Annotated in this window: 15 protein-coding genes; 10 read left to right on the plus strand and 5 right to left on the minus strand. The window is 40.8% G+C overall.

What is annotated here, in order from left to right:
* Positions 1–109 precede the first annotated feature (109 nt).
* Positions 110–1,525 (plus strand): NAD(P)/FAD-dependent oxidoreductase, encoded by a 1,416-nt coding sequence (locus V7K56_RS14505; RefSeq protein ID WP_334911558.1) that lies wholly within the window; start codon positions 110–112, stop codon positions 1,523–1,525.
* Between the two features lie 6 nt (positions 1,526–1,531).
* Here V7K56_RS14505 and V7K56_RS14510 read toward each other — a convergent pair whose 3' ends face one another.
* Positions 1,532–1,762 (minus strand): hypothetical protein, encoded by a 231-nt coding sequence (locus V7K56_RS14510; RefSeq protein ID WP_334911560.1) that lies wholly within the window; start codon positions 1,760–1,762, stop codon positions 1,532–1,534.
* Between the two features lie 74 nt (positions 1,763–1,836).
* On the opposite strand from V7K56_RS14510, the gene V7K56_RS14515 reads away from it, so the two are divergent.
* Positions 1,837–2,094, plus strand: a complete 258-nt coding sequence (locus V7K56_RS14515; protein WP_334911562.1) for a DUF4351 domain-containing protein — start codon at positions 1,837–1,839, stop codon at positions 2,092–2,094.
* 163 nt (positions 2,095–2,257) lie between these two features.
* Positions 2,258–2,842: a Uma2 family endonuclease gene (locus tag V7K56_RS14520; protein ID WP_334911564.1), complete on the plus strand. Its 585-nt coding sequence runs from the start codon at positions 2,258–2,260 to the stop codon at positions 2,840–2,842.
* Between the two features lie 249 nt (positions 2,843–3,091).
* Here the strand turns inward: V7K56_RS14520 and V7K56_RS14525 are convergent, their stop codons facing one another.
* A complete protein-coding gene (locus V7K56_RS14525) occupies positions 3,092–3,775 on the minus strand; it encodes a hypothetical protein (RefSeq protein ID WP_334911566.1) in 684 nt (227 codons plus the stop codon).
* A 637-nt stretch (positions 3,776–4,412) separates the two neighbouring features.
* Between V7K56_RS14525 and V7K56_RS14530 the strand changes: the two genes are divergently transcribed.
* The 5 genes from V7K56_RS14530 to V7K56_RS14550 all read left to right on the plus strand — a co-directional run bounded on the left by V7K56_RS14530 (position 4,413) and on the right by V7K56_RS14550 (position 9,013).
* On the plus strand, positions 4,413–5,663 hold the full coding sequence (locus V7K56_RS14530) for a substrate-binding domain-containing protein (protein WP_334911568.1): 1,251 nt from the start codon (positions 4,413–4,415) through the stop codon (positions 5,661–5,663).
* Between the two features lie 219 nt (positions 5,664–5,882).
* Positions 5,883–6,722 (plus strand): substrate-binding domain-containing protein, encoded by an 840-nt coding sequence (locus V7K56_RS14535; RefSeq protein ID WP_334911570.1) that lies wholly within the window; start codon positions 5,883–5,885, stop codon positions 6,720–6,722.
* Between the two features lie 65 nt (positions 6,723–6,787).
* A complete protein-coding gene (locus tag V7K56_RS14540) occupies positions 6,788–7,486 on the plus strand; it encodes an ABC transporter permease (RefSeq protein WP_334911572.1) in 699 nt (232 codons plus the stop codon).
* Entirely contained in the window at positions 7,483–8,565 is a 1,083-nt protein-coding gene (locus tag V7K56_RS14545) for an energy-coupling factor ABC transporter ATP-binding protein (protein WP_334911574.1), read from the plus strand. Before V7K56_RS14540 ends, V7K56_RS14545 begins: the two co-directional genes overlap by 4 nt.
* Before the next feature lie 307 nt (positions 8,566–8,872).
* Positions 8,873–9,013: a hypothetical protein gene (locus V7K56_RS14550; protein WP_334911576.1), complete on the plus strand. Its 141-nt coding sequence runs from the start codon at positions 8,873–8,875 to the stop codon at positions 9,011–9,013.
* Between the two features lie 57 nt (positions 9,014–9,070).
* Here the strand turns inward: V7K56_RS14550 and V7K56_RS14555 are convergent, their stop codons facing one another.
* Entirely contained in the window at positions 9,071–9,490 is a 420-nt protein-coding gene (locus V7K56_RS14555; protein ID WP_334911578.1) for an Hsp20/alpha crystallin family protein, read from the minus strand.
* Positions 9,491–10,032: 542 nt separating this feature from the next.
* Between V7K56_RS14555 and V7K56_RS14560 the strand changes: the two genes are divergently transcribed.
* Both V7K56_RS14560 and V7K56_RS14565 read left to right on the plus strand, forming a co-directional pair.
* Positions 10,033–10,644, plus strand: a complete 612-nt coding sequence (locus V7K56_RS14560; RefSeq protein ID WP_334911580.1) for a hypothetical protein — start codon at positions 10,033–10,035, stop codon at positions 10,642–10,644.
* 187 nt (positions 10,645–10,831) lie between these two features.
* The gene (locus V7K56_RS14565) at positions 10,832–11,698 is read left to right on the plus strand and encodes a class I SAM-dependent methyltransferase (protein ID WP_334911582.1); all 867 of its coding nucleotides are present in this window, start codon (positions 10,832–10,834) and stop codon (positions 11,696–11,698) included.
* Positions 11,699–11,913: 215 nt separating this feature from the next.
* Here the strand turns inward: V7K56_RS14565 and V7K56_RS14570 are convergent, their stop codons facing one another.
* Positions 11,914–12,612 carry a type 1 glutamine amidotransferase gene (locus V7K56_RS14570; RefSeq protein ID WP_334911584.1) on the minus strand — a complete coding sequence of 233 codons (699 nt, stop codon included), beginning with the start codon at positions 12,610–12,612 and terminating at the stop codon, positions 11,914–11,916.
* A 71-nt stretch (positions 12,613–12,683) separates the two neighbouring features.
* On the minus strand, positions 12,684–13,298 hold the full coding sequence (locus V7K56_RS14575; protein ID WP_334911586.1) for a TetR/AcrR family transcriptional regulator: 615 nt from the start codon (positions 13,296–13,298) through the stop codon (positions 12,684–12,686).
* Between the last annotated feature and the right edge of the window lie 817 nt (positions 13,299–14,115).

The raw sequence follows: 14,115 nt of genomic DNA on the forward strand, positions 1-14,115 counted from the left end.
ACTTTCATTATTTTTCAATTGTTCTAAATAAACAGCAACGAAGATCATAATTCTGTTATATCTTTGTTAAGAAAAGTTACAAGACTCTTGACACAAGGAAATATTTTTTATGGTAGTTTCACTTGAGAAGAATGTACCACATCAGGTTGTAATCATTGGTGGAGGCTTTGGTGGACTGTATACAGCAAAGACTCTGAAGAAAGCGAATGTCAATGTTACTCTCATCGATAAACGTAACTTTCATTTATTTCAGCCGCTTTTATATCAAGTTGCCACAGGTACGTTATCACCTGCTGATATTTCCTCACCATTACGAGCTATATTTAAGAAAAGCAAGAATACAAAAGTGTTCTTGGCAGAAGTAAATGATATTGATCCAGAAGCCCAAGAAATTATTCTGGATGATAGAACAATACCCTACGATACATTAGTTGTTGCCACAGGTGCTAACCATTTCTATTATGGTCACGATAACTGGAGACCATTGGCTCCTGGCTTGAAAACTGTTGAAGATGCCATAGAAATACGTCGCCGGATATTTTCGGCATTTGAAGCAGCAGAGAAAGAAACAGATCCCGAACTACGCCGTGCTTGGTTGACTTTTGTGATTGTCGGAGCTGGTCCCACCGGTGTAGAGTTAGCAGGTGCGATCGCAGAATTGGCATACAAAACTCTCAAAGAAGATTTCCGCAACATCGACACCTCAGAGACTAAGATTTTATTATTGCAAGGGGGCGATCGCATCCTCCCTCATATGGCACCACAGTTATCAGAAGTAGGAAAAGCATCCTTGCAAAAGTTGGGTGTGGTTACCCAAACTAACACCAGGGTGACGAATATTGAAAATGATATCGTTACTTTCAAGCAAGGTGATAAAGTTCAAGAAATTGCCTCAAAAACTATATTATGGGCAGCAGGTGTGAAAGGTTCCTCTATGGGGCAAGTTTTAGCAAATCGCACAGGTGTAGAGTGCGATCGCTCTGGACGTGTGATTGTAGAACCAGACTTGACGATTAAGGGTTATAAAAACATCTTTGTCATCGGAGATTTAGGCAACTTCTCTCATCAAGATGGAAAACCCTTACCCGGTGTTGCACCCGTAGCCAAACAACAAGGAGAGTATGTAGCTAAACTCATTCAAAAACGCCTTGAAGGTCGAAAACTACCGGAATTTCGTTACAATGATGTAGGTAGCTTGGCAATGATTGGCAAAAATTTAGCTGTTGTAGATTTAAGCTTCATCAAACTCCAAGGTTTGGTTGCTTGGATATTTTGGTTAGTCGTTCATATCTACTTCTTAATCGAGTTTGACACTAAATTAGTAGTAGTATTTCAGTGGGCATGGAATTATATCACTCGTAATCGTCGCTCTAGATTGATTACAGGTCGAGAAGCTTTGGAAGAAGGGAAAACTGTTACCAACAACACTAATTTGGCGACTAAAATCGCTAACCCTCCCACTCAACCAACACCCCATTCACAATTGCAATCTTATACTACGGATATCGAGGCAGCAACTTCCTGATTAACATCACCAAAACTGGGTCATCATTAAGATAACCTTTGCTCTCAATATCTGTAAATTGGTTTTCTCTTTTTCATTTTTAGCGACAGGTGGGGCGACATAATTGCCTTCTGTGCGAACAAGACAGTTTTCTTGCACCCGCAAAATGCTGTATTTTTGATAATGACCTAAATGCCAATACGGTTCAATAATTTTACCGCGATCGCTCCCCAACATATTGACTGAATTAGTTATCAATTCCTTCGACTAGCGCATATTGAAAGTCAATGGTCTATAAGTTCGCCAATTTAAGCCGTTCGGAGATTAGAGTCATGCTAGGACTGAATTTGACGCAAGAACCACGCGCCATTCGAGAAGCCAAGGAAGAGGAACGAGTTGAAGGACGAGAAGTGGAAGCGATCGCATTAGTCACTCGTTTGTTAACACGCCAACTCAGACAAGAACTACCACAGGAGATGCTATCACGTATCCACGCCCTTTCCTTGGAACAACTAGAAAATCTGGGTGAGGCGTTACTGGAATTTGAAGTGATCGCAGATTTGGAAGCCTGGTTGGGAGCGCTGGAATAGGACGATGTCTACGGCGGGCTACGCCTACGCACCTGATAACGCCAGGGCGATGCCTACGGCAAGTAGAACGCCACAGTTGAGAACAAGCGACCATTGGTAAGTTCCGTTTGCCTAGTGCAAGATCGGCTAAACTTGCATTGAGACTCATCATGGAGTAACCTTGATGCTACATATTAAAAAACATAGATTTCAAAGCTTTGAAGAATACCTATCTTATGATGATGGCACCGATAAACTCTATGAGTTGTTTAATGGAGAGTTAATCGAGATGCCTCCAGAATCAGGAACTAATGTTCAGATTGCTAATCGTCTTTTGCTGATTTTTGCGATGATTGTAGGCATCGATCGAGTGCGAGGACATGGTTTAGAACTGGAAGTCAGAGGAGAACCTAGAAACCGTTATCCTGACCTGACAATTATTCGCCAAGAGCATATTCAGCAGTTAGCAAAACGTAATACTATTCGTTTAGAGATGCTACCTCCTCTACTAGTAATTGAAGTGGTTAGTCTAGGAGAATTGCAACGAGATAGAGATTTTATCGCCAAGCGATCGCAGTATCAAGATTGTGGCATTCCTGAATATTGGATTATTGACCCCGAAGCTCAGACTATATTAATCTTAGAACTGATTGACAAAACTTACACCCAGATAGGTAACTTTTCTGGTAATGATTTAGTTGTATCGCCGCAATTTAGTCAACTAAATCTCAAAGTATCACAAATCTTTGATGCAGTAAATCAAGCTTAAAGATAAATTGCGTTCGGCTTTGCCGTTGCCCCTTGGGCAATCGCCTGTTTTGGTACGATTAAATTAAGCTATGCGATCGCTTGATAAACTGTCTCTAACTGATAACTGTGAAAGCGATGCCTACGGCAATCCGAAACGGGAACGCTTCAACTTTGCTGCCACAATGTTAGAGGTTTATCACTACTAATACGAAACAACAAACAACCACAAATCGCAGCTATTGCAACAACCGGACAGAAAAACCATAACTTAATGAATCCAGGCAATAGTTTCTACTTTCAGTCGCGGTGATGGTTGCAGTCCATTTTGATCAGCCAAGACGGGAGCCAATTGCAACGTCATGAGTTCTAACACCTTCACTTGCAAATACATCCGCTTTGTTATGCCTTGGTAAGGACAGTTGATAATTTGTTGTGCTATTCCCCCAATAGCAGGTGTAGTTTCTGGGTAGAGCAAGGTCTGCCAATCGTTGCCTTTTGCCAACAAACGCAACTGATGGGGGATTTTTCCTGCTTCATTGGGGAAAAAGGTTGCCAACAAGCTTGCAGACATATGGATGTTAACGCCTACACATCGAGATTTTGGGTACTCTACCAGCATTTGGCGTTGAATACCACTACCAGAGATCATTGTGTATCCTTCTCCAACCTGTCCTCCATATTCGTCTATGGCTTTTCCAGAAAGGAGGACGGAAAATTGCAGTGGGTGATTACATTCAGGCATTTTACATAACATATCATCGTGATATTTATAGTCCAAAATCGCCAGCCAGAGATGAGGATGCACCTCGATATGCTGCACATAGCCTTTGCCAAGTTGCTTAGGTGCTTTCCGAAGGATGGTAAATGGCTCTATTTCTGGTTGTTGTGGGCTATTGTGATTAGCTTCTGCCCACAGTTCCCGCTCCTCTTTCTCTGTCAGGGTGATAGTCATAATTACTACGAATTAAGATTAATGACATATATTTTCAATAATTTTACCGCGCTATTACCATTGTTTTGAGCCATCATGACTTTTCAACTCTACAACGGGATTATGAAGTAGCTAATTCTACCAATTTCTACAGTACTAAGAAAAAGTGAGTTCGATAAGTTATATAGCGGTTCTCATTTGAATCATATACATGTTCAAAAAATAAATGTAGAGACGCGAAATTTCGCGTCTCTACACCGCGTATTGCACGCAACCGAGAAGCGCTATAGTCAGTAGACCGAGAACTTTTGCGATGCCTGCGGCGGGCGTAGCGATCACTAATAAAAATCTGATGGTTAACATGTAGACATAGGTACGTTGCACGAAAATATTTAGGCTTCAAATCGTTCATTACTACTACAAAACGTGAAAAATTATGTAGCTATAAATACACCTATCACGAGAAAATCCCAGGAAAACTTTTTATTCTTTAGCAATTATTTTAGCGATATGTATGGTATGCTTGCTACGGATAGATAAAAAACAGTAATAAACCAACAAAAAGTCTGAAATTACTTGACTTCCCGCAAAAGCAAAAATCTGGCAATGTCCGCTACAGCTTTTTGTAACGGAGAGATACAGCCTCATAAAGCAGGATATGAATATTTCCAATAACCTGAAGGCAATTAGGAATCGTCTGGGCATGAGTCAGCAAGAATTAGCTAATATAGCTGGCGTAACCCGCCAGACTATTGGTGCTGTGGAAACGGGACAATGTGCGCCTTCAGTTGCTATTTCCTTGCGTTTAGCTAAGGCACTTGGTTGCCAAGTTGAGGACTTGTTCTGGCTAGGAGAGGAGGATTTACCTAAAGTAGAGGCAATTCTTGCCGATTCGACCCCTAACAACCAGCAATCACAAGTTATTCTAGCGCGGATTAGGGATCGATGGATAGCTTATCCTCTATTAGCCAGAGATGCTTTTCGCATCGAAATGATTCCATCTGATGGTGAGGTAGTTGCAGTCAACCACCCCATTGTCGGGAGTAGCGTTAGCGCAAGCGGTAGCGACATAGGAGCATCACCTCTAAGGGTGGACGGGTTCCCCAGTATAACCAGGAACGAGCTTTACTCTGAGGGTGAAGCACAGAGCCAGACAGGTACAAATAAAGTCCAGGTTCAGCTTCTAGATGATATGGACAAATTGCACAACACAGTTGTAATTGCTGGTTGTACACCTGTGCTTTCCCTCTTAGCAAGAGCAACTGAACGCTGGCATCCGCAACTGCGAGTTCATTATCGTTTCGCCCATAGCAAGGCTGCATTGTGTAGTCTATGCCGAGGTGAAGTTCACATTGCAGGGATGCACTTATACGATCCCCAAACTGGGGAACATAACATTCCCTTTGTGCGAGAAGCCTTAACAGATAAGAGTGCTGTCTTGATTACTCTTGGGGTTTGGGAAGAGGGATTGTTAGTTCCACCAGGAAACCCTATGGGAGTTAAAACAGTTTCCGACTTGGTAGAATTTGGAGCACCTGTTGTCACTCATGAAGTGGGTTCTGCCAATCGGATACTTTTAGAACGGAAACTCCAAGAAGAACGAGTGCCATTGGAGGCTGTGAAAAGATTTGACCATATCGTTCACAATCATCAAGATGTTGCTTTATCTATAGTCTCAGGAGTTGCCAGTGCAGGTATCAGTACAGCATCTATAGCTGCTACCTTTGGTTTGGGATTTATTCCCCTTCATAGTGCGCGATACGACTTGGTGATTCTCAAAGAATACTTGGAAGAAGCACCAGTACAGCAGTTTATCAATATCTTGGGAAATCGGCTAGTGCGATCGCAATTACAAATTCTCGGCGGTTATGACATCAGCAAAACTGGGGAAGTTGTAGCAAATATTTAAAGTCATGAATCATCACTTCACTATAAACAACTATGCCATTCAGACTAACGACATGACCCGACAAAATGGCGAAAAAGCCGCACGTATAGCTTTGAACTGCTCCTCTGCTGTCTCAATGTGCTTTTGTGTAACACCTTAATTACTCTATCAATGCGTAAATCATATATTTCGAGAGGTTCCATGATTCGGAGAATTTTCATTGCATGTTTGGCGTGTTGCTTGGCGATTCTAAGTGCTGAAGCTAGTGATATACTAATCAAGCAAAAGCCAGCTATTGCACACTCCCCAGCGAATAAAAATGTCATCGTGGCGATGACAACCAGCATTGAGGACAGTGGGCTGCTAGATGATTTAGTTCCAGCGATTGAAAAGAAAACAGGATATACGCTCAAAAAAGTTGCAGTCGGTACCGGACAGGCTTTGGCTTTAGCTGAAAAGGGTGAGGTTGACGCTTTATTCGTCAATTCACCGAAAGCCGAACGCAAAGTTTTAGCAGGTGGTGCGGTGATTAATCGCCACTTGGTAATGCACAATGACTTTGTAATCGTTGGTCCAGATACTGATAAGGCAAAGATTCGAGGGAAAAAGAGTGCTGTAGAAGCATTCTCCCTGATTGCTAAAAATCAAGCATTGTTTGTATCGCGGGGTGATGACTCAGGGACTAATAAGCTAGAAAAAGATTTATGGCAACAGGCAAAAGTCACACCATCTGGCAGTTGGTATCAGCAAACAGGTTCAGGGATGGCGGAAACTTTGCAAGTCGCTAATCAAAAACTGGGATATACCTTAGCAGATCGAGCAACATATATATTTCAGAAGAAAAACCTGTCTTTGCCAATACTTATGGAAGGAGATAAGAAACTGTTAAATCTCTACCATGTTATGCAAGTAAATCCTCAGAAATTTCCTAGAGTGAATAGTGCAGGAGCTAAAGCGTTTATTAATTATGTCTTATCTTCTGAAGGACAAAAACTAATTGCAGCTCATGGCAAACAAGAGTTCAAACAACCGCTATTTTATGTTGATGGTGGTAAAACAGAGAAAGATTACGGCTTTTAGAATCAAGAGCATTAGAATCATCAAGGGTTGCTCTACTGCATATTTAAGTATTTTTTAACAGATTTGTGAATACAATCATCGAAGGAGCTTTGAAAGCTCTTGAACTATTAACCAATGGCGATAGTGACGTATTTCAGGTGATGACAATGACATTGTTCGTATCTGGAACTGCTACAGCTATTAGCGTTTTATTGGGACTACCATTAGGAATGTGGCTAGCATTAGTCGATTTCGTCGGTAAGCAGGCGCTAACTAGTTTGATTAACTTCGGCATGGGATTGCCACCTGTGGTAATCGGTTTAGTCGTTAGTTTGTTTTTGTGGCGGTCTGGACCATTGGGAAACCTTGATTTGATTTATACGCCTACAGCTATAATCGTCGCCCAAACAATCATTGCTTTGCCAATAGTAGCTGGCTTCAGTTTTACAGCAATTATCAGTATTAATCCGAAACTACGCTGGCAACTATTGTCAATGGGGGCGACACAGTGGCAAGCCAACTTGTTGCTAATCAAGGAAGCACGTTTAGGATTAATGGCTGCTGTTATTGCTGGTTTTGGTCGCGTCATCTCGGAAGTTGGTGCATCGATGATGGTAGGCGGCAATATCAAGGGACAAACAAGAGTTCTAACAACAGCAATTGTTACGGAGGTAGGAAAAGGAAATTACGATGTGGCAATGGCGATCGCATACATTCTCCTCCTGATCACATACACGGTTATCGTGTTGCTGACTATCCTACAGCATGACAGGAAAATTCTATGAGTACTAATGAGTATGTCCTGAATATGCGACAGGTGAGCGTCGATAGCAAAACACGTAAAAATATCTTGTCAATTGAAAATTTTGCAGTCCGTCCAGGAGAACTGGTTGCTGTGCTTGGTCCCAATGGCGCTGGCAAAAGCACTTTATTAAGAACAATCAATCTCTTGCAACCTTACCGGGGTGAGATGCAATTATTTGGAGAGGATGTCCGCAATACCAATAAAACATTGTTGCGTCGTCGTTCGGCTTTGGTATTTCAGGAAACCTTACTATTGGATGACACTGTTTTTAATAATGTTGCCAAGGTATTAAAGTTTCGCAAAACACCAACACACAAGATTAAGCAAAGGGTATATACTGCACTTGCAACTTTTGGCTGCGAACACCTGGCAAATCAGTCAGCTCGTTCTTTGTCTGGTGGTGAAGCGAAACGAGTTTGTATTGCCTGCGGATTAGTAGCTGATTCTGAATTGCTGCTTTTGGATGAGCCTTCTGCTTCTTTAGATGTGGGTATACGTGCCGAGATGATCGAGAAAATTAGACAATGGGCCCAAGCTAGAGGAGCGGCAGTCATATTAGTCAGTCATAATTTTACAGATATACTGCATTTTGCCCAAAGAGCGATCGCTTTATTTGACGGCTGTATCATCCAGGATGATAACTTGGAAACCATCATCCGCCAACCAGCTAACGAGCAGCTTGCCAGACTGGTAGGGATAGATAATATTATTCCATGTCGGGTAGAACGGAGTAGCCGTGGAAGTTTTATCAAACTTGCAAACGGGATAGAGTTTTTATATCCTGGGGAAATCACAAAGCCAATTACTGCATGTTGTTTATCTGGCGATACTTTCAATCTTTACGATGTAAGTTCTTCAATATTGCATAAACCTTGGTCAGTAATTATTGAAGGGCTAATAGAACGGGTTTTAAATGGTATTGGGATTTGTAGTATTTGGGTTAAGGTGGGAGAACAAACTTTAATTGCCAGAGTGCCTCGGAATCATATATCTGGTAATGTCTATCGCCATCAAATGATTAAGCTGGCATTCAATCCTAAAGATGCACATTTTGTTTAGGAAAAATGGCGTTGTTGAATTCAGATATCCCTCTTCTGTCACTCTCCAAGTATTCTTAATAAAAGGATTAAAAGAAAAAACTCTCTTCAGGTAAGCAGGGCAATAGATGTAGAATTACAAATCCGGAAACATTTGGCTAGAGACACCCACCCAACAGTTGCGCTCGTAGATGAATATTGTGCAGAGTATCAAAATTTATTTAAAGAGGTGAGAAATTCTATTAGCACTTTGGGTACTTTGGGAACTCATAATCTTTGAAAAGTCGTGTTTCCAACACACAGCACTACTTCGTGTTCTGCAACAGTCTGTGTCGTCATTTGAATGCAGATGGCAACAAGTAGTTATTGCAACAAGTACTGTAAATAACTTTCGTAATGGAGGTGCGATCGCCCCCACCCAATTCTTAGAGGAAACAGAAGCGACACAAAAAAGCCCAGTCGTCTCATAACTGGGCTTTTAGCATCTCAATCAATTATTGGAGGTAGAGTAGTTTTATCACAACCAATTAAGCAGTAGGTTGTTCTAGATTAACCTTGACAACTTTGTTCTTTTCTTGCTCGGACTTGGGCAATGTCAAATTCAAGATACCGTCTTTATAATCTGCGGTGACATTGGTATTTTGAATCCGAGCAGATAGAGGAATTACACGTTGGAATTTACCATAGTAGAATTCACTCTTGATAGTGCCATTGTTTTCGGTTTTAGTTTCAGACTTGCGCTCACCGAAGATGCGAACAGCTTCTTCAGTGACTTGAATATCTAGGTCTTTAGCTTCCAGTCCTGGCAGTTCTAGCTTGAGATGAATTGCATCATCAGTTTCTTGTAGTTCAGCAGCCGGAACTCTGATAAAGCCTTTTTCCAACCGTCCAGATGGGACTCTGGTATCTCCAAATAAGCCGTTGATGTGACGTTCTAAAGTGTTCAATTATTGCCAGGGGTTGTAACGAACTAGCATATTAATTTATCCCTTGTACCGATAGTAGTTTTTTGCTCAATCAACTAAGGATTTAATTCCTTGCTTTGATTACCATCTTATTGATAACTAATAAGCTTGTAAATTCGGTTATTATTACCAAATAATTGATGATTACCGCACCAATTTAGACAGTAATAAAGATTACGGTTTACTCGAATTTATCGGTTCGGTAAACCAGAATAAGAAGTATAAATACCAATAATAATCAACTAAATTTTATGCTGGTGAAGAGGATAGTGCAGTTAGGCGTTGCTTACTTTTCAAAACAACAACACTCAAGTATCTACTAGCTTATTGGAATAATTTTAAAATTCAAAGGTCAAAGGTTCATCTATCTGATAACTTAGATATGACTTCAATCACCGGAACAATTACGATTAACGTGCTTTCTCAAGATAATGGACATTACCTTTGCCAAATGTCTCCTGCTTTGAGCCAGAATTACCTTAATTGAGATTGATGCAGATTTACCAGTCGAGCCTTTAACTTAAATGACGAACCATTATATTGACCCAATTTTGGAGATAATTAACTCACGCCAACAAGCTATTACTGCGAAAGACCCTAATGCAAACGTGTGTCATTTGGCAACTGTATCATCTAATAATGATAAGCTTATAGCGAGTGTACGCGCCATCAACCTTCATACAATCTCTGGACGTTCCTTTGAATTTCACTGTAGCGAGCAAAGTGAGAAATGGAAACATCTTCAGCTAAATTCCGCTTATGAGTTTGAACTTTGGTTGCCTAGTGTAGGGCGAAATTATAGAATTCAGGGAGAGTTAGAGATCATGTCTAAATCTCTTGTCGAACAGAACTGGTCGAGAAGTCCTTACTCGTTCAAAATCCTTGACTGTTTTTATGAGGAGTACCAACCTCTTGGGTCAAAGCTCCAAAGTCAGGAATTACTGCTCTCTTCTATTGATAGTCTGAAAACAGAAAATCCAATTGAGGGACAAATTTTACCTCCCAAGCACTTGAGAGGCTTTTACTGCAAAGCTTGTCAGATTGACGCTCTCTACATAAGTGAAGATCGTCTTCACGAAAGACATCACTATTCATACATTGATAATTATTGGCATCACGAGCTACGTGTTCCTTAAAAATTCCTCCAATATCTCCCAGAACTGCTTGAATGAGGGTGAGCCACGCGACTTGCAATTGTACGAAAGGAAAATAGCAGAGCAATGCCTATAGCGGACGGGTACGCCAACGTTATCGCACCCCACCTAACCCATTTATGAGAACACTATTTGCCCTATGCTGAAGCAGAAAGTAAAAATAATAGCTATGAAATTTGCACAAAATCCCATCTTCCGCCAAGGCTTACTAAAAGCCCTGACTCTTGCTTTCCTCATATTGGCATCCGTAATGCCCCCAACTCTAGCCAACGAGAGCAAAAAAGCTACATTCAACAGCCCAACTACCCTCCAAACCATACTCACCAGCAGTCATCGCTCCGTTGCAAATCGTGACCGAGACAAGTATCGCCACCCAGCCCAGACTTTGCAATTTTTCGGTCTGCGCCCAAATATGACCGTAGTTGAATTGTGGCCAGGGAGCGGCTGGTATACCGAGATATTAGCCCCATTTCTAGCAGCAAAGGGAAAGGGACAACTCATAGTTACTAACTTGGCTGCCAGTAACAGTAAACCCGCTTTGGCTTTCCAAGAAAAACTGGTAGCTAATCCAGAGGTTTTTGGTAAGGTCAAAGTCGCTCAAATCAATCCCCCAAATGAACTTACTCTAGCCCCAGACAACTCCGTAGATATAGTTGTTACTTTCCGCAATATTCACAACTGGGTCAAAGCTGGCTATGACGAGCAGGTTTACGCGGCGGCTTATAAAGCACTCAAGCTAGGTGGCATTTTGGGAGTGGAAGAACACCGTGCTAAACCAGATATTTCTTTAGAAGAGAGTATTAAAACTGGTTATATGTCTGAAGATGGGGTAATTGCTGCTGTAGAGAAAGCCGGCTTCAAATTGGTGGGCAAATCAGAGATTAACGCCAACCCAAAAGATACTAAGGACTATCCAGGCGGAGTCTGGACACTACCTCCGACCTTGAGCCAAGGTCAAAAAGACAGGCAACGCTTCCTCACCATTGGAGAAAGCGATCGCATGACCCTCGAGTTTATCAAACCCAAAGCCTCTTAATAAGATATAGGGTGCGATGGCGTACCCGCCCGCCGCAGGCATCGCAACCCAAGCACTACCAATTCTGCTAAAATCGCCTCTGCTAGCACGTCAATTTTGAGGCAGTGCTATGTTTGCTACTCCCCGCTTTACCGTTGGCGAAAGGAATTGTAGTGAAGTGGTAGGTAGAGCGATCGCTTAAAGATGGGCAGTTTTATTGCGTGATAAATAATAATTTATTTTATCAAAGTTACAAAATAATCTAAGATTTTGTACATAGCAGTGTTTATATTACTAAAATCATCATTCCGTGCTAGCATTTCTTCGGGTTTCTGAATATATTTACCTGTAACTAATTCCGAAGCGCAATTTTCAATAATTTCGCGAACACTGTCTTGTGTTGATTCTAGGTGAAATTGTAAACCTAATACTCTATCTCCATAAATGAAAGCTTGATTTGCACATACTTCACTATAAGCTAGTCGTATAGTACCCAGTGGTAAGTCAAAAGTATCACCATGCCAATGAAACACAGTGAGAGATGCAGGTAATGAAGCAAAAACAGCAGATTTTTGCGCTTCTGTTGTTACTTGAATCGGATACCAACCTATTTCTTTCTCTTGACCTTTGTAAACCTTAGAACCTAAAACATTAGCGATTAGCTGCGAACCAAGACAAATGCCAATAACTATTTTATTCTTTTTGATTGCTTCTTCAATAAAATGTTTTTCTAAAGTCAACCAAGGATACTTATCATCCTCATAAATATTCATCGGCCCACCCATTACTATTAACCAATCTAGGTCATCAACAGATGGTAAACTGTCATCGTTATAAAACTTAGTTACGGAGAGAATATAATCTTTCTTTGTCAACCAGTGTTCAATACTAGCAAGTCCTTCAAATGGCACATGTTGTAAGTAATGAATTCTCATCCTTAACTGCTCCGAACTTAGTTGCAGTGTGATTTTTTAAATTAAATTATATAATAGTATGATAGACTTTTTTACTCAGCACTCAGCACTGTTTCGGTAACGCCAGATTTTGATGCAGTCTGGATTAGAGTTGCCGCAACTTTTTTCGCCTGTGAAGCGGTTGACCAACTACCTTCCATCATGGCAACCACGATCGCACCTTGTACAATGAGAAGCAGTTGCCTAGCTAACTGTTCCGGTGATGAAACTTCTGCGGCTTGAGCTAGACTCTTAATGTAGTGGTAGATTGATTGTTGATGTTCCAATGCCACTCGATGTCCAGGGTGGTCAGCATTGGCTAATTCCACTGATGCATTAATGAATGCACAACCTCGAAAATCTGGGCCCTCAAACCATTCCCGCAGGGCATCAAATATTGCCAGTAGTTGTTGGGATGGGTTAGAAGCTCGTTGCTCAATCGTGGTTTTGAGCCATTCACACCATTGTTCATCCTGTTGTCGCAGCCACGCTTCAATCAATGCATCCTTTGACTTGAAATGATTGTAGAGCGACATTTTTGCAACGCCAGATTCCGCAACGATTCTGTCAATACCGACATTGCGAATTCCCTCTCGATAAAATAAGCCTGATGCTGTATTTAGGATGCGATCGTGAACAGATTTACGGGTTGTTTTCGGTTTAGTCATTTAGATCGCATCCTTGAATAACGTGTAAATCTTAAATACTTCATCAATAATACTGACAAAGATTTTCCTAACTTCATAATTACTTAAACCTGATGCTTTACTAGCTTTTTGAAGTTAGGCTGTGAATGTGTCAAACATTTGATATTTCTGTTAGGATTTTACGTCAGAGCAATTGTATACGATGTAATTATTAGAAATAACTACACTGTTATATCTCAATTTACAAAATAAATTTTAACTCTATACAATAACGTGTGTGAGCAGGATAAATTAACAAAAATTGAAAATTGTAAAACACCCTCAACCATTCTTTGATTTCTTTTAAATACCAGGATGTTTCATCGATATCAATATTGAATTAGATTTGTTTTATCCAGTTGCTTAAATTGTAAACACTGTTATTAATTACTTGTTTTATCCTTTCATTCGCCAAAAATTTGATTTTTTCTAAAGACTTAACAAAAAACTATCTGTAAAGAATCAAGGGTTTTTCCCAAAAGTGATTGATGAACTGCAAGCATACCAAAATCCCCCCGAACTTTGGAACTGCTACCGATCAAGTACTTCCACAATCCTCCAGAGACTTATGGAACAAGACCATCAGTTCATCAAACTATTGGTTAACTTATGGGATTTGACTTCTTCACTAGAGCGTAAGTGCTTGGAGATCCTTTGTGCTTTAGCGATTTAGATTCCCTATAAATAAAGAATATCATACATCCGGCCAATTTACTTGCGCTGAGAAATTAATTTACAAACAGTATTAGTAGTTACAATTACTCATCAGCTAAAGAGCCTCAAAGCCGATAATTGCGTT

It is taken from the genome of Nostoc sp., from assembly GCF_036917535.1.
In the GTDB taxonomy this organism is placed as follows: domain Bacteria; phylum Cyanobacteriota; class Cyanobacteriia; order Cyanobacteriales; family Nostocaceae; genus Nostoc.